General features: G+C 42.6%; 13 protein-coding genes, 3 tRNA genes and 1 pseudogene. 8 read left to right on the forward strand and 9 right to left on the reverse strand.

All coding sequences use genetic code 11. From position 1 onward, the window contains the following. Positions 1–883, forward strand: a pseudogene (locus B2727_RS13515) (agmatine deiminase); the annotation flags it as partial. A 121-nt stretch (positions 884–1,004) separates the two neighbouring features. Here the strand turns inward: B2727_RS13515 and B2727_RS13520 are convergent. From B2727_RS13520 to B2727_RS13530, 3 genes are all read right to left on the reverse strand, one after another. Then, positions 1,005–1,081, reverse strand: a tRNA-Arg gene (locus B2727_RS13520). 46 nt (positions 1,082–1,127) lie between these two features. After that, positions 1,128–1,204: transfer RNA gene (locus tag B2727_RS13525), tRNA-Arg, on the reverse strand. A gap of 11 nt (positions 1,205–1,215) precedes the next feature. Continuing rightward, positions 1,216–1,305, reverse strand: a tRNA-Ser gene (locus B2727_RS13530). A 260-nt stretch (positions 1,306–1,565) separates the two neighbouring features. Here B2727_RS13530 and rnr point away from each other — a divergent pair. The 5 genes from rnr (at position 1,566) to B2727_RS13555 (ending at position 7,457) form a co-directional block, all read left to right on the forward strand. Next, positions 1,566–4,001, forward strand: coding sequence for a ribonuclease R (gene rnr, locus B2727_RS13535; RefSeq protein WP_033134253.1), 2,436 nt, complete (start codon positions 1,566–1,568; stop codon positions 3,999–4,001). Between the two features lie 66 nt (positions 4,002–4,067). Next, on the forward strand, positions 4,068–4,637 hold the full coding sequence (locus B2727_RS13540) for a hypothetical protein (RefSeq protein ID WP_033134252.1): 570 nt from the start codon (positions 4,068–4,070) through the stop codon (positions 4,635–4,637). A 69-nt stretch (positions 4,638–4,706) separates the two neighbouring features. Beyond that, complete coding sequence (locus B2727_RS13545; protein WP_033134255.1) at positions 4,707–6,746, forward strand: M3 family metallopeptidase; 2,040 nt, start codon at positions 4,707–4,709, stop codon at positions 6,744–6,746. Between the two features lie 38 nt (positions 6,747–6,784). Beyond that, complete coding sequence (locus B2727_RS13550) at positions 6,785–6,991, forward strand: YheV family putative metal-binding protein (protein ID WP_004657752.1); 207 nt, start codon at positions 6,785–6,787, stop codon at positions 6,989–6,991. Positions 6,992–7,001: 10 nt separating this feature from the next. Next, positions 7,002–7,457, forward strand: a complete 456-nt coding sequence (locus tag B2727_RS13555; RefSeq protein ID WP_081400777.1) for a hypothetical protein — start codon at positions 7,002–7,004, stop codon at positions 7,455–7,457. Between the two features lie 49 nt (positions 7,458–7,506). Here B2727_RS13555 and B2727_RS13560 read toward each other — a convergent pair whose 3' ends face one another. Then, positions 7,507–8,421: a DMT family transporter gene (locus B2727_RS13560; protein WP_033134251.1), complete on the reverse strand. Its 915-nt coding sequence runs from the start codon at positions 8,419–8,421 to the stop codon at positions 7,507–7,509. 117 nt (positions 8,422–8,538) lie between these two features. On the opposite strand from B2727_RS13560, the gene B2727_RS13565 reads away from it, so the two are divergent. Next, entirely contained in the window at positions 8,539–9,318 is a 780-nt protein-coding gene (locus tag B2727_RS13565) for an AraC family transcriptional regulator (protein WP_033134250.1), read from the forward strand. Between the two features lie 91 nt (positions 9,319–9,409). Next, positions 9,410–10,297, forward strand: a complete 888-nt coding sequence (locus tag B2727_RS13570) for a DMT family transporter (protein ID WP_005201177.1) — start codon at positions 9,410–9,412, stop codon at positions 10,295–10,297. A 2-nt stretch (positions 10,298–10,299) separates the two neighbouring features. Here B2727_RS13570 and B2727_RS13575 read toward each other — a convergent pair whose 3' ends face one another. The 5 genes from B2727_RS13575 to B2727_RS13595 all read right to left on the reverse strand — a co-directional run bounded on the left by B2727_RS13575 (position 10,300) and on the right by B2727_RS13595 (position 17,507). Next, on the reverse strand, positions 10,300–10,608 hold the full coding sequence (locus tag B2727_RS13575; RefSeq protein ID WP_033134249.1) for a hypothetical protein: 309 nt from the start codon (positions 10,606–10,608) through the stop codon (positions 10,300–10,302). A 66-nt stretch (positions 10,609–10,674) separates the two neighbouring features. Then, a complete protein-coding gene (locus B2727_RS13580) occupies positions 10,675–12,879 on the reverse strand; it encodes a TRAP transporter large permease subunit (protein WP_005201184.1) in 2,205 nt (734 codons plus the stop codon). A gap of 501 nt (positions 12,880–13,380) precedes the next feature. Beyond that, positions 13,381–15,591 carry a TRAP transporter large permease subunit gene (locus B2727_RS13585; protein ID WP_033134248.1) on the reverse strand — a complete coding sequence of 737 codons (2,211 nt, stop codon included), beginning with the start codon at positions 15,589–15,591 and terminating at the stop codon, positions 13,381–13,383. Between the two features lie 145 nt (positions 15,592–15,736). Beyond that, positions 15,737–16,315 carry a rhombosortase gene (rrtA, locus tag B2727_RS13590; protein ID WP_033134247.1) on the reverse strand — a complete coding sequence of 193 codons (579 nt, stop codon included), beginning with the start codon at positions 16,313–16,315 and terminating at the stop codon, positions 15,737–15,739. 76 nt (positions 16,316–16,391) lie between these two features. Then, positions 16,392–17,507, reverse strand: a complete 1,116-nt coding sequence (locus B2727_RS13595) for a hypothetical protein (RefSeq protein ID WP_004804142.1) — start codon at positions 17,505–17,507, stop codon at positions 16,392–16,394. Positions 17,508–18,012: the final 505 nt, after the last annotated feature.

Consider the following 18,012-nt stretch of genomic DNA (forward strand, 5'->3'; position numbering starts at 1 on the left):
CATCGGCGGTGTGACTGGTGGTATCGGTGGTGGTGAAGGTGGTCCTCTTGGCACAATCACAGGCATCATTGGTGGTATCACTGGCGGTATTGGCGGTGGTGAAGGCGGTCCTTTAGGTTCAATCTCTGACATCCTTGGTGGTATTACTGGCGGTATTGGTGGTGGCGAAGGTGGTCCTCTTGGCGCGATCACTGGCATCATCGGTGGCATCACTGGCGGTATCGGTGGCGGTGAAGGCAGTCCTTTGGGCTCAATCTCTGACATCCTTGGTGGTATTACTGGCGGCATCGGTGGTGGCGAAGGTGGTCCTTTAGGCTCAATCTCTGGGATTATCGGTGGAATCACTGGCGGTATCGGTGGTGAAGGTGGTCCTTTAGGCGCAGTTACTGGCATTATCGGTGGCATTACTGGCGGTATCGGTGGTGAAGGTGGTCCTTTAGGCGCAGTTACTGGCATTATCGGTGGCATTACTGGCGGTATTGGTGGTGAAGGTGGTCTAAGTGTGATTACAGATATTCTTGGAACCATTAATAATGGTGCAAATAGCGGAGACGTTATTGCAGGAATTGCTCAACCGATTCAAACTGTCATTAGCAATGGCAACATTGCAGTAGACACATTACAAGATCATGTCAGTACCCTATTCAGCGATGGTTCATTAGAGAGCATCAATAACCTTATCAGCGTCAGTGTTGGAAATGGAGATTACAGTCTTCATGGCAGTGTAGACGGAATTTTAGATGCATTGACTGGAACCGTCACTTCTGGCATCGCTGTTGGCGAACCAAATCCAAATGGTGGTTCTTTAACAGATCTTGTATCTCTTCAATCGCCACTCAGCAGTCTTACAGATCATCTATTCAGTTCAGTGAATCATTTCTAAAATAGATTAACTAAAAAGCCGCTGATCTCAGCGGCTTTTTTTATATTTATTATTTAATTCATATTCGATCAAAAAAATCAGACACAAAAAAACCGCAATTAAGCGGTTTCTTTTATTAAGTTGGTGCGCTCAGAGAGATTCGAACTCCCGACCCCTTAGTTCGTAGCCAAGTGCTCTATCCAGCTGAGCTATGAGCGCATTACTTATGTGCCTATTTAGGCATGTGTTACTTTAAATCTTTACTTGGTGCGCTCAGAGAGATTCGAACTCCCGACCCCTTAGTTCGTAGCCAAGTGCTCTATCCAGCTGAGCTATGAGCGCTTTAAGTAAAGTGGCGGTGAGAGAGGGATTCGAACCCTCGGTACAGTTACCCGTACGCATCCTTAGCAGGGATGTGGTTTCAGCCACTCACCCATCTCACCGTAACACGAGCGCAATAATACAAACTAAAACCACATTACACAAGGGATGTTCCTGTTTTTTTCTACTTTTTAAGTTCAATCAAATGTTTTTTAATCAATTTCCACATTTTTTCAGCATTTTTTGGTTCAACGCTTGTTAATATAGCGTTCTCTCCTTTATTCAGATCGGAGCAATAAACAGAATCTTGCAATCTTTGACGTGCAGTTAGAGTTTGAATGACTTATGCTAAACCGATCTGCCAGATGTGAATTGAAACGATATGACTAAAAATTGGGCCGATCCCGAAGCAAAAGCAGAAGCGCAACGTTACGATAATCCTATTCCTAGCCGAACTCTTATTCTAACTACACTAGAACAATTACAAACTGCACAGTCCCATGCAGAGCTGGTTGACCACTTTAATATCCCAGATCAAAAAAGTATTGATGCATTGAATCACCGTTTAAGTGCCATGGTACGTGATGGGCAACTTATGAAGGATGGTTTTAAATACCAACCTGCAACTGATCTACCAACTCATGAAGCAACGGTCTATATCAATAGTAAAGGTCTAGGTACTGCCAATATTGCAGGTCAGGATGATATCCTTTTACCTGAACGTGAACTTCGCCTAGTTTTTAATGGCGACCGCGTTAAAGTGCGTCAGACCTCCGTTGATCGTAAAGGTAAGCCTTGTGGCTTTATTAGCGAAGTAGTACAACACCGCGTTAAACAAATTATTGGTAAATTGTCTGAGCATGAAGGTGAATACTTCATTCAACCAGCCAATCCAAACCAGCATCAACCTATTACTTTAGAAAAAGAATTGATTGAGCATGCCAATGCTAAAGTTGGTGATATGCTCCGTGTTGCAATTGATGACTATCCAACACGCGAAGAACTGGCGACAGGCCATATCGTTCAATCAATGGCGGATAAAGCAGATACTGAAATCATCATTCCACAAACGATTCTAGAATTTGGTCTGCCTTACGAATTTCCAGAAGCTGTGGTGAAAGAAGCAGAAAGCTTTAAAGAACCATCCGCAAAAGATCTTAAAGGGCGTGTTGATCTACGTGATCTACCATTAGTTACTATTGATGGTGAAGATGCACGCGACTTTGACGATGCCGTATTTGCAGAAAAACGTGCGGGTGGTGGTTATCGTGTTGTTGTTGCTATTGCCGATGTTAGCCACTATGTGCGTTTAGACTCTCCATTAAATGAAGAAGCAGAAGAACGTGGTACATCGGTTTATTTCCCGCACTTTGTATTGCCTATGCTTCCAGAAGCGTTATCAAATGGCTTGTGTTCTTTAAATCCACATGTTGACCGTTTATGTATGGTCTGTGATTTAAAACTGTCTCGTGCAGGTAAAGTCACAGGATATGAGTTCTACCCTGCGGTGATGCATTCCAAAGCTCGTCTGACTTATACCCAAGTGGGACAATATTTTGAGGGTGCAACCAATGCGATTCCTGAAGATAAGAGCATTCATAAGTCACTCAATACACTCTTCCAGCTTTATCAAACACTAAAAGGCTTACGCGCTGAACGTCATGCAATGGAATTTGAAACCATTGAAACCTATATGACCTTTGACGAGTTAGGCGGGATCAAAGAAATCTTACCGCGTAGCCGTAACGATGCGCATAAACTGATTGAAGAATGTATGTTGCTGGCCAACGTTGCTGCGGCAGAATATGCTTTAGAGCATGATATTCCGATGTTGTATCGTGTGCATGAAGCACCAGAGTTTTCACGTATTCAGAAAGTGCGTGACTTTGTGAAATTGCTTGGTCTGCCATTCCCTGAACAGCCAACTCAAGCAGATTATCAAGCCGTCATTGAAGCGACCAAAGATCGTTTAGATGCACCAAGCATTCATGCGGTGTTGTTACGTTCGATGATGCAAGCCTACTATGGCGCGAAGAATGCAGGACATTATGGTCTTGCTTATGAAGCCTATACCCACTTCACATCACCTATTCGTCGTTATCCAGACTTATTATTACACCGTGCAATCAAAGCGTATTTAGACAAAAAAGTGTATCCACTGTCAGGTGCAGCCTTAGATGATGCGGGTGAGCATTTCTCCAAGACAGAACGTCGTGCTGATGAAGCATCACGTAGCGTCACCATGTGGTTGAAATGCCATTATATGCAACAGCATATTGGTGATGAGTTTGTCGGGGTTATCAGTGCAGTCACTGAGTTTGGACTATTCGTGACTCTGAAAGACCTCTATGTCGATGGCATGATTCATGTTAGTCAGTTAGGTGATGACTTCTTCATTTATGATCAGGCGAGCCAAAGCTTAGTCGGTCAAAATCGTGGACAATCCTTTAGTCTCGGTGATGAAGTGAAGATTCAAGTTGCGGCTGTGAACTTGGAAGAACGTAAAATTGACTTTCAGTTGGTTCAACAACTTACCCATTTGGGCCGTGTAATTCGTCAGAAAGCACCACGTACTGCGAATCCGTCTAGCTCGAATCGTGCTTCAACAACTGAAGAAGTATTTGGCAAACAGCCCTCTACTCAATCCAAAGTCAGTGAAGATGGTGAAAAGCCTGTACGCAAGAAAAAGGACAAGAACAAACCAAGTTCTTATACCAAGAAGCCTGCAAAAAAAGCGTCTGCCAAGCCTGAAAGCAAAGACAAGGCCAAGAAAAAAGTGAAAAAGAAAAAGTCTAACGCGAAAGCAAAGGCTGAGTAATTTTTACAAAATAAGAGAGCTTCGGCTCTCTTATTAACTCCTATAATTATAAGAGAATTAATTCCAATGAACTTATTATTAGATTTAAATGCTGTTTTAACTATCACTATTTCTCTTTTAGCTCTTTTGGTTACTTATGCGGTATTTAAATCGAACCAAAAACCTCAAATCATAGTTTTTGCAACACCTCATTATGGAAAAGCATCTGTTATCCAGCTCAATGTAAAGAATATTGGTAATGGTATAGCTGAGAATGTAATATTTTCTAGTAATCAACCAATCCCCCGTCGAGCTTTTGGGATCTCTAAATTACAAGATAAAAAAGAAATATTCGAAAATGGGATTTTTAAACATGGCGTAAGAGTCTTTCCTCCAAATTATAGTTATATTTATGATTGGGGACAGTTTGGAGGACTCAAAGAAGCTTTAAATAGTGAAATTATCATTTTTGAAGTTTCTTATCTATACAAACATCCTCTAAATTTATGGAAATCAAAACATACAGATATCTCAATTATAGATATTAGAGAGCTTGAAGCATTGCCTTCAACTACAGGCGATACCAATGATCGGCTGAATGAAATTAATAAAACTTTAGAGAAAATTAATTTAAGTATAAGAGATCAAGCACAATGACACTTGATTTCTCCCCTCCGAAGCCCTACATCTATAACTATGTTTAAAGATGAATATGGCAAAAATACAATGACACTCCAGCAAGCAACACTTCCTGTTCCTCAATTTGATCAAATTCAACTTGCCGATTTAAAACAACAGATCGAACAAACCATTCAAAACGGTCAAAATTTCTTAAATCAACTCAATGAAGTTCCGCAGGGCTCTGAAGCCCAACTGGCAACATTGACTGAAGTTGATCAACTTGAAAATAACATGAGTGAAGCATGGGGAATTTTGTCGCATCTCAATGCTGTGATGAACAATGCGGAAACCCGTGAAGTGTATCAAGCCCTGTTACCGAGTTTAAGTGAGTACTATACCCAGCTTGGTCAACATACGCCGCTGTACCAAACCTATCAACAGATCCATGACAGTGCCGTATTTCAAACGCTGAACGAAGCACAACAAAGTGCGATTAAACTGGCTTTACGTGATTTCAAACTGTCAGGTGTTGCACTGGAAGGTGAAGCCAAAAAACGTTATGCCGAAATCTCAGCACGTTTATCACAGCTGTCTTCTGACTTCTCTAACCATGTACTCGATGCCACCCAAGCCTACTTCAAGCCGCTAACAGAAGCGCAACTTAAAGGCTTACCGCAAAGCAGTGTTGAACTGTTAAAACAATACGGACAACAACGAGAGCTTGAGCAAGCCGTTGCCACACTCGACTTCCCTGCTTATTTTGCGATTATGACCTATGCCGATAATCGTGAATTAAGAGAAGAACTGTATAAAGCCTATGTCACCCGTGCCTCAGAACAATCCGACCAAACTGAATTTGACAACACTCCAGTGATGGAGGAAATCCTGAGCTTACGTCAGGAAATGGCTCAGTTGCTTGGCTTTAACAACTTTGCCGAATATTCCCTTGCCAGCAAAATGGCACCTGATGTTGAAACCGTAAATCAATTCTTGGTTGATCTGGCAGAACATGCCCGTACCCCAGCACTGGCTGAAATTGCAGAACTGAAAGCGATTGCACAACAAGAGGGTATTGATGAACTCAAACCTTGGGATGCAACCTACTATTCTGAAAAGCTGAAACAACAACAGTTCAATCTTTCTCAAGAAGCATTAAAACCGTATTTCCCTGCACCGAAAGTGGTTCAAGGTTTATTCCAGATCGTACAACGCCTTTACGGGATCCAGATCATCGAACGTCAGGCTCCTGTGTGGCAGAATGATGTGCGTTATTTTGAAATTGAAGATCAAGGCCAAGTAGTCGGTGGTTTCTATTTTGATTTATATGCCCGTAACGGCAAACGCGGCGGTGCATGGATGAGCGGTTTCCGTTCTCGTGTTCAAACAGCCAATGGCCTGCAAAAACCAATTTGCTACATGGTATGTAACTTCACCCCACCAATTGGCGATCAACCTGCGCTGCTGACCCATGATGAAGTGATTACGTTATTCCATGAGTTTGGTCATGGCTTACATCATATGCTCACCGAAGTGGATAACATCTCGGTTGCGGGGACACACGGTGTGGCGTGGGATGCAGTTGAATTACCAAGTCAGTTTATGGAGTTCTGGGCATGGGACAATGAAAGTTTAGATGTACTCAGCGAGCACACTGAAACCAAACAAACCTTGCCGCAAGAATTACTCTCTGCATTGTTGAATGCACGTTTCTTCCAGTCTGGTATGCAAACCTTGCGTCAGATTGAGTTTGCCCTGTTTGACCTGAGCATTCACCGTCAAGCACCTGCCTTAAACAGTCAGCAAATTCAGGCCACGCTGGATGATATTCGCGATAAATTTGCCGTGGTTCCAGCAGTTCCTTATAACCGTTTTCAACACAGCTTCAGCCACATTTTTGCAGGCGGTTATGCTGCAGGTTATTACTCGTATAAATGGGCAGAGGTTTTAGCCAGTGATGCATTTGACCGTTTCGAAAGCGAAGGTATTTTTAATACCGAGACTGGAAAAGAGTTTAGAAAGTTTATTCTAGCAGTTGGCGGAAAAGATACAGCGCTTGATGCGTTTCGCAATTTCCGAAAAAGAGAACCAAAAATAGATGCATTATTACGTCATCAAGGTTGGACGAACACCGATAAAACCGCTTAAACTACGTCATTATTGTTCACAGGGTGTAATTAACTGACATGAAAAGACAGTTCATCGCGGGCGCAAAATGCCCGAAATGTGGGGCCTTAGATCGTGTCGTTAAGATCATCACTGTGGATGACGAGTGGATTGAATGTATCGAGTGTGCTTATAGCGAAAAACGCCCAACCCATGTGGAACAAGCGCAACCCGCTGAGCCAGATGAAATTGGGGTGATACAATTCAAACCTCGTCATTTTGACTAGAAGGTTAAAAGTGATGTCCACATACCAAACAGAAAATTCCAAATTATTATGGATGATAATTGGTGGAATTAGTATTGTCGTGGTGCTGTTCCTTGCGGTCCAATGGTTCTTAGCTCAAAAAGATCAGCAAGCCACAACATCCGCACCGACTCAGCCTGTGGCTGAAAAAACCGTTGCCCCAGTAGCAACTGAAGCAACCGCAACCGTTGATGAAGTAACAACGGCGAGCAGTGATGTCGCTGCACCGATCCAATTGGTTGAAGAATCGATTGTAAAAGCGCCACTCCCTGTAAATGACAGTTTGGCAAAAGAAGAAATTGCCAAACTGGATGATATTCATCAACAACTGCAAGACCAGCAACATGATTTGAAACAGCAGAATAGCGATGTGGATACTTTGCTCAAGCTCAAAGAAGATCAAATCAAACTTTTAGAAGCCCAGATTGCAGCTCAAAATCATTCTTAAACTTTAAAAAGCTTTAACCTCGGTTAAAGCTTTTTTATTGCCAGCATCTTTAATCCAGAACCTGTTTGGACGCTGATCTTAGTTGAATTGGTTTCTGAAGGGTTTGAGCAATCAAAATCCCCAGCAAGGTTAAACCACCGCCAATATAGTGGAACAGTTGTAAATGCTCGCCCAGCAAAGCCACCGCAATCAATGCCGTAAATAAAGGCAATAGATTCATAAAAATACTATTACGGTTTGGCCCTAAATGTCTCACCCCTTCTATCCATAAATATGACAACAATACTGAGGAAAAAATACTGGCGTAGACAATCAGTGGAATGGTCTGTTGGTTCAGTTGCATCTGCGAAGCGGGCAAAAATATAAAAAATGGCAAGACATAAACAATTGCAAAACAGGATTGCACAAAATTCGATTGCCAGGCAGGGATTGGCATTTTCCAACGTTTCAGTAACACACCATATAAGGCATAGCCTGCTGCCGCAATGAGCATCAAACCATCACCCAAATGTACGCCTTGCTTCCAGATATCGGTAATTGAACCATGGCTCAGCAAATACAAGATGCCATAAAAAGATAAAGCGCCTCCGAACAACATGCCATAGCTCAGCCGGTCTTTCAGCATCGCACTACTTAAGATCATGGTCAGTAAAGGAATCAAGGCGGTGACAATCGCCATATTGGTGGCTGTGGTGGTGGATGCAGCCTGATAAGACAAGAACTGGAATAGAGACACGGACAGAAAACCACCCAATGCCAACTGTTTCCAATACTGCTTGATGGTGTGTCGATTGTTCCAGACGGGAATTAGCACAAAGGTACTCATCACGGCGAGCGCCAACACCAGACGATAAAACGTAATCGCGACAGGCGAAATGGCATGACTGGCCATTTTAGACACCACCACATTGCCCGCCCAAAATAAAATCGCGAATAAGGGATAAAAATAAGCTTTCTGAAACATAGGCTAGACCTCAACATTGCGGTATCGATCATGCTAAAAAATAATCAACTCATTGTTTCTCGACAATAAGACGATTACTATCGAGAAATAGACAACTTATTTTTGGACATTGCACACATGGGGAAAAACTTTGAACATGGATTTGTAGATTATCCAGTCTATGCATTTTCAGAAAACTACCCCCATGGCCATATTGAGGACTGGCATAGCCATGATCGAATTCAGCTGATTCATACCCTATCAGGTGTGATTCGAGTACAAACCCACGAAGGGATCTGGATTACCCCACCTGGACGTGGCGTGTGGATTCCTGCACATAAACCGCATGCCTTACTCAGTAGCGGTGATGTCAAAGCCCGAGGGATTTTTATAGAAACCCCAGCACAAACCCATCTGATTTCCGAATGTCGGGTTGTTGCCATTCCTGCTTTACTACGGGAGCTGATGAGTAGTGCAATGCAGATCAAAACAGCCATCCAGCCTGAAAGTCGCGATGAAAGACTGCTGCAATTGATCTTAGACGAAGTTCGGGTATTACCTGCCCTTGCCTTTAATTTGCCAGATCCTCAAAACCCACGCCTGCAACAGCTTTGTCAACAAATCAAAGACAATCTCAGCTTTAACTGGAATCTGGAAGATACAGCTGAACAACTGCATATCAGCAGTAAAACGTTAGCGCGACATTTTCAAAAAGAGACTGGACTGCATTTCTCCCATTGGGTTCGTCAAGCCAAACTGATGCAGGCCATGATTGATTTAGCCCTGAACAAACCGGTTTTAAATGTGGCCTTAGACTTGGGCTATGACAGCCCCAGTGCCTTTAGTGCCATGTTTAAACGTGAAACCAGCATGACACCGAGTGACTATCTTAAACAATTCTCTGACACACTCAGTTGAGTGTCCTGAGCATAGATTGAGTGAAGAATCTCATTCCTTTCATCCTCACAGCAGCATAAAATAAGCGCAATCTCCCAATACCCGAATCGCTATGGATGCTCAACCCACCAATCGCAACCTGATGATGGCGATTGGTTGCCTTACTCTTTCTGCGCTGCTTTTTTCTGTGATGGGCATTTGTATTCGTTACGCTTCACATACGGTCGATAACTATACCATTGTGTTTTTCCGCAATGTGGTGGGCCTGATCCTGTTTTTACCTTTTATCTTCAAGCAAGGAACCCAGTTTGTAAAAACAGAAAAACTGTGGATGCATACCTGGCGTAGTATTGTTGGGCTTGCTGCCATGTATGGTTTTTTCTATGCCATTGCACATTTAAAACTCTCCAATGCCATGGTGTTTACCTATTCTTCCCCCATTTTTATTCCATTGATTGCTTGGCTGTTTCTTAAAGAAAAAATCACCACGGCGATGCTCTGTGCCGCAGGACTGGGCTTTATTGGAGTGTTCTGTGTGGCTAAGCCTGATCAAGGTTTATTAAACTGGATTTCAATCGTTGGCATCAGTTCTAGCCTGTTGGCTTCAATGGCCTTTGTCACTGTGCGCGCACTGACTCAAACCGAGCCACCTGAACGGATCGTGTTCTATTTCTGTTTTATTGGTTCTTTGCTTTCAGTGATTCCGATGTTTTGGGTATGGCGACCTTATCATTTACAGGAATTATTGTTTTTGATCGGTGCAGGTGTACTGGCCAATGTCAGCCAGATCTTTATGTCGCATGCCTACCGTCTTGCCCCTGCTGGACAGATTGCACCCGTCAACTATATTGCAATTATTTTTGCAGGACTTTGGGGTTTTTTACTGTGGAATGAAGTGCCTGATTTATATAGCTTGATTGGTTTTTGCATTATTCTCTCAGCGATTTTTTTATGTAGTCCATTGATAAAACGATCAAAGTCAAAAAAGTCAGTACTGTAAGCTCAATGCTTTGGATAAGGGTGCAAGTCCAGTACATAATGACCTAGAATTTCCCGTTTTGGCTTATCGACAACGATAACAAGATAGGTGTTATCTAAGGGCACTGGAATATTAAGATGCTGGAATTGCCCGTCTCCGCTTTCATAAATATGTTTCACAGACCATTCCCATGCAGTACAGGAGTGATACAGCTGTTCAATCACAGGATCAGCATAGCCCCATAAATCTACAATTTCCTCCGCACTCTCCGTGACATCTAACATAGGAGGGGAAAAAGTTGCCTGATACTCTGCCTGACTCAATACTTTCATGGATTCACTCCTTCAATAAAATAATAATAAAAAAAGCACCCGAAGGTGCTTTTTTATTTTCAACTGTTAATGCTTATACCAACCAAACATTTGGAAGATATACGGCGCATAGGTCACCAACACCAACGATGAGAACAAGACGATAATCGGCAATAACCAACGCTCATAGCGGAAGTAGAAACTGGTGTATTTCTCTTTCGCTTCCTTATCGGCGGCCGAGACCTCTTCATCCCCGACGGAGAGTCGCGTCAGCAAGTGGTTCAGGGCAACAGGCGGCGTTACATAACCAAACTCGAATGCCACCAATACGATCATCCAGAAGTGGATCGGATGGATACCATTCTCGTAAGCAACAGGGGCAACCGTTGCAGCAACCAGAATCACCGCACCGAATGGATCGGTGGTCATCCCAATAATCGCAAGTAACAACGCAATGAAGGCAAGCGAAATATAGATATTGCCCAAGTGAGTCGGTAATAACTCAACCACTTCTGCACGTTCAATTAAGCCACCGACACTTGCAGACAAGGCCATCAACAGGATTAAGGCACCGATGTGTCCCACTGTTTCTGAGGTTGCAAAACGTAATGCCCCGCCAAAACCAAAGCTCTTGCTACCATGTGGATCATGTGATTTCAAGAACTCAGATTTTTTCTCATGCTCACGAACCAATGCTTCATGCTTCGCATCCACCACTGGTGCAGGTGCAAGTTTTGAGGCAAATAACTTGTCAAACAAGATCATTGCAATCAACACCAACGGTAAAATCATTGGCGCAGTAAATTCATTGATTGACGTATCTAAAGCAAGCTTATAGAACATCACCACAGCAAAACCAATGATGATATATGGGATCACAGGCACACATGCACGTAACATCCCTGGCACAGCGATTTTAGGTGAGTTCACACGGAACTTTTCCTCTGCAAGAATCAGAGAAACACCCAAGAAGATGAAGGCTGTTAACCAGAAGACATAGATACCGTGATCAAATAATTCAGTCGATGTCACATGGCGGCTGTCGAGCATTGAGATCAAGATAACCAATAGACATGGACGAATCACCACACCCAAAGAACCCGACATTGCCGATACAGCTAAGGCATATTGACGGCGAGCACCTGAGTTCCAAACTTCTTTATAGATGATCGCACCTGCTGCAATAACGAAAATCCCTGAAGCACCTGTATATGCTGTTGGAATCGCTGCTGCAATCAAGATTAACCAAGTTAAAGTTTCTGGCGCCAAGTTCCACGGACGTAAGATATTTAAGAATAAATCCATCACGCGTGTTTGGGTCAGTAACATACCCGCCCAAATGAACAAGGCCAGATTTAAGAAAATACCTGAGAACTCAACCAAGATACCCAAGTAAATCCCTTGCCCCATTGGATAATCCATGAAGAAGGTAAATACAATCCCTGTCACCAAAGACATAAACGCATACAGAGGAACACTCAGTAGCGCCAAACCAAAGTTACCCTTCGGTTGTGCTGTTTTCGGGATAAAGATGAATTGGAAAATACTGATAATGGTCAATGACACAAATAGCGCAATCCACAACCAATACAAAACGGCCGTTTTTCCAGCAACTTCAACACCTGAATTCAATACTGAATGGTATTGGCTAATCACCGAATAACTGAGTAAAGCATTACCCGCAACCATCAATGCTGAATAGACACGGAAGTCGATTCTAGTTTTTGGTGCACGTAAACCAATGTGGTGATAACGCAAAGATGCTGTAATTGAAGCAAACAACACCATGATTAATAAAATAACAGTTTGGTTTTCAGAACCTAATTTAAAGATTCCGAAGAAAGTAGTTTCAACTTTACGATAAGTACGAATACTTGGATGCGCTTCCAAGTGCTTCATTGCTTTATCATAGAATTGGTATTTTTCTTCACACTGCTGCTGTGCGGCCAATAAAGACGCACGAACATCAGCTTCAGAAGCCGCACCAAACATACTTGCAAATTCATCGGCAGCATTGGCTTTCATCTGCTCTTGAACTTGTGCATCAATGTTTGGATGTCGATCACAAGATGGTTTTTCAGGTTCCGCACGTAAAAACGAATATTGCATCCCTGTTGTTTGATCACCGTAAAGACGCTCCCCCATACGAAGCATCTGACCGTGAATCATTTCGCCTGTACCAATAAGCAACGTCATTAGCAACAAAGCAAGAATAATGAAGGTTGATATCCAATCATTCCAGATATAGCCTAATCGGGCTAATCCAGTCTTATTCTCTTGATCATTTTGCATGTCTATTCCAATTTATTGTTATCAACATCCATCCAAAGATGTTGAATCATGCGCTGTCCTTGGTTGATAGATAAATGAATTTACCCTTTGAATCACCAATCCCTTTTAAACCGCTTAAATTTGCAGCAAACTTTTATAAAAAAGAATGACTGCAATCACTTTTTTGTTGGTTGTTTTTATCAATTTATCTGTTCTCTCGAGCGCTCTCCATTTTTATCACTCTGCTGATTACAAATTTCGTGCCCCAAATTGCCTTTTTACAGCTGCCCTTTAGAAAGATGAATCCGATCTTAAAGCAGGCTACTCCATCTTTTCCGTCTATTTATAGCATAACTGGTTCGATCTCAAAATGTTATTTTAATCACATAATAATCAGCGCTAGTCTAAATTCACCTATAGTTATTGGTTCACTCGATATTCACTACTATAACCAGAGTTCAATAGTATTTACTTCTGCACAAAATAAGCACCCTAAGGTGCTTATTTTTTCTTTAAGCTTCGCTAGCTATACCAGCCAAATAATTTAAAGCTATAAGGGACATAGGCAATGATCAGAATTGCAGGCACCATCACCAGTAATGGTAAAATCCAGCGCTCATAGCGATAGAAAAAGGATTGATGGCGTACTTCGGCATCCGCCTCTGCCACTTCAGCATCCCCAATCGACTGTCTCGCCAATAAGTGATTCAATGCAACTGGCGGCGTGACATACCCCAGTTCAAAACCAATTAATGCAATCATCCAGAAGTGCACAGGATCAATGCCATACTGATAAGCCACGGGCGCAACGGTTGCAGTAATTAAAATCACTGCCCCAAATGGGTCCATAATCATCCCCACAAAAATCATCAACAGCACGATCAGCGTGATCACCACATAGGTGCTATTAATATCTTGCGGGAAAGTTTCCATGATATGAATCTGTTCAAGGAAACCTCCGACACTCACCGAAAGTGCCATGAGGATCACCAAAGCCCCAATATGTCCAACGGTCTCACTGGTCGATGCATGTAATGCTTTACCGAAAGAAACACGGCGCACAGGATTCCTCGGATCATCTGCTGGGTTGATTGGCGCAGCACGTTGAGAGCCATCCGCAGGAATGGTGTAACTGTTCAAAGTACTGTCCCAATGCCCAACGGGTGCTAAGGGTGCAGGTTCTTTACGCAATTTATCAAAGAGCACCATCAGCAATAAAATCACTGGCATCATTACAGGTGCGGTAAATTCATTCAGATCTGTCGCTAGAGCATGTTTATAGAACAACCAGATCAGAATGAAAATTACGATATAAGGTGATACAGGCACAAATGCACGTAACGACTTGGGCAAGGCAATTTTGAGTGGTGCAACTCTAAATTTCTGTTCGGCAAAAAACAGTGCAATCACCAAGAATAAAGTTGAGGTTAACAAGAAGGTGTACATGCCATATTGATACAGCAGGTCAGTGGTCACTTCTTTATTCAGAGATGCGACAACCACAATCAATAGACATGGACGAAGCACGACCCCAAGCGAACCAGACAGTGCCGTTGCAGCCAAAGCAAATTGGCGACGACCACCTGCATTCCAGACTTCTTTATAAATAATTGCACCTGCAGCAATCACGAAAATACCTGAAGCACCGGTATAGGCCGTTGGTAATGCTGCTGCAATTAAGATCAACCAGGTTAATGTTTCAGGGGCAAGATTCCACGGACGCAGAATATTCAGGAATAAATCGACAATCCGCGTCTGTTTTAACAACATCCCCGCCCAAATAAACAGGGCCAGATTTAAGAAAATACTCGAGAACTCAACCAACTGCCCCAAATAAATTCCTTGTCCCATTGGATAGGCCATAAAGAAGGTAAAGGCAACCCCCGTGATAATCGCCATATAGGCATAAAGTGGCACGCTTAGAAAGGCTAAACCAACACTCCCCCCTTCTCGGGTTGGCGTAGGCGACTTAATCAACTGATACAGACTAATCAAGGTCAGTACCGCAAATAAGATCATCCATAACCAATAAATCAGCGTCATTTCTGAGCTGATCGGAACACCAGAATTCATCACAGATCGATATTGACTCATCACCGATGAGGTCAATAAACCATTTCCAATCAGCATCGCAATGCTATAGATACGGAAATCAATTTTCGTCGCTGGGCTGCGCAAACCAATATGATGGGTCTTTAATGTGGCACTGATGGCCGCAAACACCACCATAATCACCAAGAATAAAGCACGGTTTTCTGTACCAAATTTAAAGATGCCAAAGAAGCTGGTTTCAATCTGACGATAGGTCCGCACACTCGGATGTGCCTCGATATGCATCATTGCCTTATCATAAAATTGATATTTTTCATTACATTGCTGCTGTGCTGCCATCAAGGAAGCGCGTACATCTGATTCCGAAGCCACGCCAAACATACTGGCAAATTCATCGGCTGCATTAATCCGCATCTGCTCTTGAACTTGTGCATCGATATTGGGATTTCGGTCACAGGTGGGTTTTTCTGGTTCGGCACGAAGGAATGAATACTGCATTCCAATCGCAGGATCACCATATAAACGTTCGCCCATACGTAATAACTGACCATGGATCATCTCTCCAGTACCAATAATCAGTGTCATGAGTAATAAGAAAAGGATAACAAAGGTTGATATCCACTCGGTCCAAATATAACTCAATAGACCTAATCCAGTTTTTTTCTGTTGATTATGCTGCATATCTATTCCAGTTTATTGTGATCAACACCCCTCCGAAGATGCTGAATCTTGCAATGTACATGGTTGATAGAGAATACATTTATTCCCTGTATAACCAATCCCTCTGTACCCACTGAATTTATTATTAAGCGTCTTAATCAAATGATCATGTTGTTGTCGTTTTTATCTTTTTTATCAGTAAATAACCTAAACCACAGAGCAGTCCACCAATCGCACCAATCAAATGTGCTTCGGTCAGGACTGGACTGCCAATTAATTGAGCAGTCCCTGTTTGCCCAAAGGTATTCTCCCAAATCAGTTTTGCCGCAATCAAGGCTAAGACCAAAATTGCAAATTTTCGCTCATTCTTATATTGCACATACACCACACCGACTGCAGCATAAAGACCATGCAAGACCCCTGAAAGCCCAGCATAAGCATCAATATAAGGTAGGTAGAAATAAAAAATTAAACTAATAAAGGGAGGTAACACGAGCAATAATGCACCTAAATGCCAATTGCGAACATGAGGAAAAATAAAAGGTAAACAGGCAAAAGCCATCATATTCAGTAGAAAGTGAACCCATCCTACATGAACCCAATGCGCAGTCCATAAGCGCCAAAACTCGGTGAGTAAACTTGGACGCCAATAAATAAAATGATCAGCAAAAACTTGTAGACAAGCCGATATGGAAATACATATCGCAATCAAAATAATTTTACTTACCCATATTTGATCTTTCATAGGCTGACCGCCTCCTAAAAAAACAGACCTTTTACAAGTTTAGATAGTTCATCTGTAAAAGGTCGTTTAATTCAGGTTACTCCGCTGGAGTTTCTTGTGCTGGTGCCGCCTGGTCTGATGCTGGTGCAGCTTGATCCTGCGCAGGTGCTGCTTCACCACCGTCAAACAACGAATCCAACTCAGCTGAGCTTTCTTGTTTGTCATCCCAGAATGAAGTTAAGCCTTCGTCACTGGCTCTTACACCTGTATTTTCAGTCCAATAACGATCTGCGATACCACGAACCATCAAACCAGCCATTTTATCAATCAATCGGAACTGTGGATTTGCTGGTTTATCTTCACCTGTTGCCGCAGCATATGAACGGAAAGCATCGCGTAGCTTGGCATCATCACCACTGGCCTGTGCGGCAACGGCATATAAAGCATGTGCTAAACGAACACCTTTCTTCTCACCAATGGCCATAGACTGCTTCATGGTGGCATACGGTTCAGGCTTACCGTCACCAGCACCTGGTAATAAGGTCCAGATGACTGCACGGGTTGCCATTGGTGCACCCCAGAATTTTTCATTGTCTAAACAGGCCATACCACGCTCAACAATACCTGCGATATCCTTAGGGACATTAATCGCACCACCAGAGTTGATATCGTTGGTCATGGCTTGCAGACCACTCACCATACCGAGTAAATAAACAGTTTGATCGAGGTCATTACGCATGGTTGGGCATGAATCGCCTAACTTATATTTGTATTTAGTTTCCCAACGATTCGCAAAAAGCTGATAGCCCGCATATTGACGTTCGGCCGCAATTCCCGCCCAACGTTTCTGTTCAATACGCGCATCTTGTGCTTCTGAAACCTGACCTGCTTTAGACGCACGCAGGTAACGCAACTCTGCTTCTAAGGCTTGGTTCTCAGCACAAACGCCCGCTGCGGTATATAACAATACCGCCATGCGAGTTGGATCAGCACCCATATCTTTGGTTGACATCACGGCAGGGGTTAAAGCATTCCCTGAGTTACACACCATTTCAGCATCATCCATTGCTAAAATTGGTGGAACAATATGGTTTTCACCAAAACCAAGTGCAACATTCGCACCCGTTTTAATCACATATGAACATCCTGATAGCATTGATGTTGTCAATACAGCAACCGCCACACCTTGTCCAATTTTTTGGAGTTTAGACATACTTCCTGTCCCTCTAATAATTTGTTTTTTCCTTTTAGCTGTACATTATCAGATGCATAACCTGAATTAAAGAGTAATTGCTCTAATTTTAACCTAGACATTTTGACACAAATCACAGAGGAATGAATTGACACTTAAGCGGCTGAACAGAAATTTCAGGCAAAAAAAAGTAGCATTGCGACGGTTCAGCACATGCTACTTATTAACTGGTAAAATCGTGAAACTCTTTATATTTTAGTTTTGTTGAAAATAATCCTTGAGTAACGTTCCAGCTCTTCCTACAACAATCGCCATAACGATTGCAATTACTAGAAACATCCACATTGAAATCTCCATAGAGACCTCCTACACTTACGTATCTACTTTTGATAGATACTAGATTGGCGTTCACCATCGATATTCACGGGAGAGTGATATATTGATGACACTTTCAATCTCTTTCTCTTGGTCACGACAACTTGACGTGATTCAAGAAATTCCCTGAGTAAAGTTCCTGCTCTTCCTA

The organism is Acinetobacter sp. UBA991, from assembly GCF_002292065.1.
Taxonomy (GTDB): domain Bacteria; phylum Pseudomonadota; class Gammaproteobacteria; order Pseudomonadales; family Moraxellaceae; genus Acinetobacter; species Acinetobacter higginsii.

Bases quoted from the DNA above. Each gene is read 5' to 3' on its own strand.
- rnr (WP_033134253.1), top strand. From the start codon at position 1,566: ATGACTAAAAATTGGGCCGATCCCGAAGCAAAAGCAGAAGCGCAACGT.
- B2727_RS13540 (WP_033134252.1), top strand. From the start codon at position 4,068: ATGAACTTATTATTAGATTTAAATGCTGTTTTAACTATCACTATTTCT.
- B2727_RS13545 (WP_033134255.1), top strand. From the start codon at position 4,707: ATGACACTCCAGCAAGCAACACTTCCTGTTCCTCAATTTGATCAAATT.
- B2727_RS13550 (WP_004657752.1), top strand. From the start codon at position 6,785: ATGAAAAGACAGTTCATCGCGGGCGCAAAATGCCCGAAATGTGGGGCC.
- B2727_RS13560 (WP_033134251.1), bottom strand. From the start codon at position 8,421: ATGTTTCAGAAAGCTTATTTTTATCCCTTATTCGCGATTTTATTTTGG.
- B2727_RS13565 (WP_033134250.1), top strand. From the start codon at position 8,539: ATGGGGAAAAACTTTGAACATGGATTTGTAGATTATCCAGTCTATGCA.
- B2727_RS13570 (WP_005201177.1), top strand. From the start codon at position 9,410: ATGGATGCTCAACCCACCAATCGCAACCTGATGATGGCGATTGGTTGC.
- B2727_RS13575 (WP_033134249.1), bottom strand. From the start codon at position 10,608: ATGAAAGTATTGAGTCAGGCAGAGTATCAGGCAACTTTTTCCCCTCCT.
- B2727_RS13580 (WP_005201184.1), bottom strand. From the start codon at position 12,879: ATGCAAAATGATCAAGAGAATAAGACTGGATTAGCCCGATTAGGCTAT.
- B2727_RS13585 (WP_033134248.1), bottom strand. From the start codon at position 15,591: ATGCAGCATAATCAACAGAAAAAAACTGGATTAGGTCTATTGAGTTAT.
- rrtA (WP_033134247.1), bottom strand. From the start codon at position 16,315: ATGAAAGATCAAATATGGGTAAGTAAAATTATTTTGATTGCGATATGT.
- B2727_RS13595 (WP_004804142.1), bottom strand. From the start codon at position 17,507: ATGTCTAAACTCCAAAAAATTGGACAAGGTGTGGCGGTTGCTGTATTG.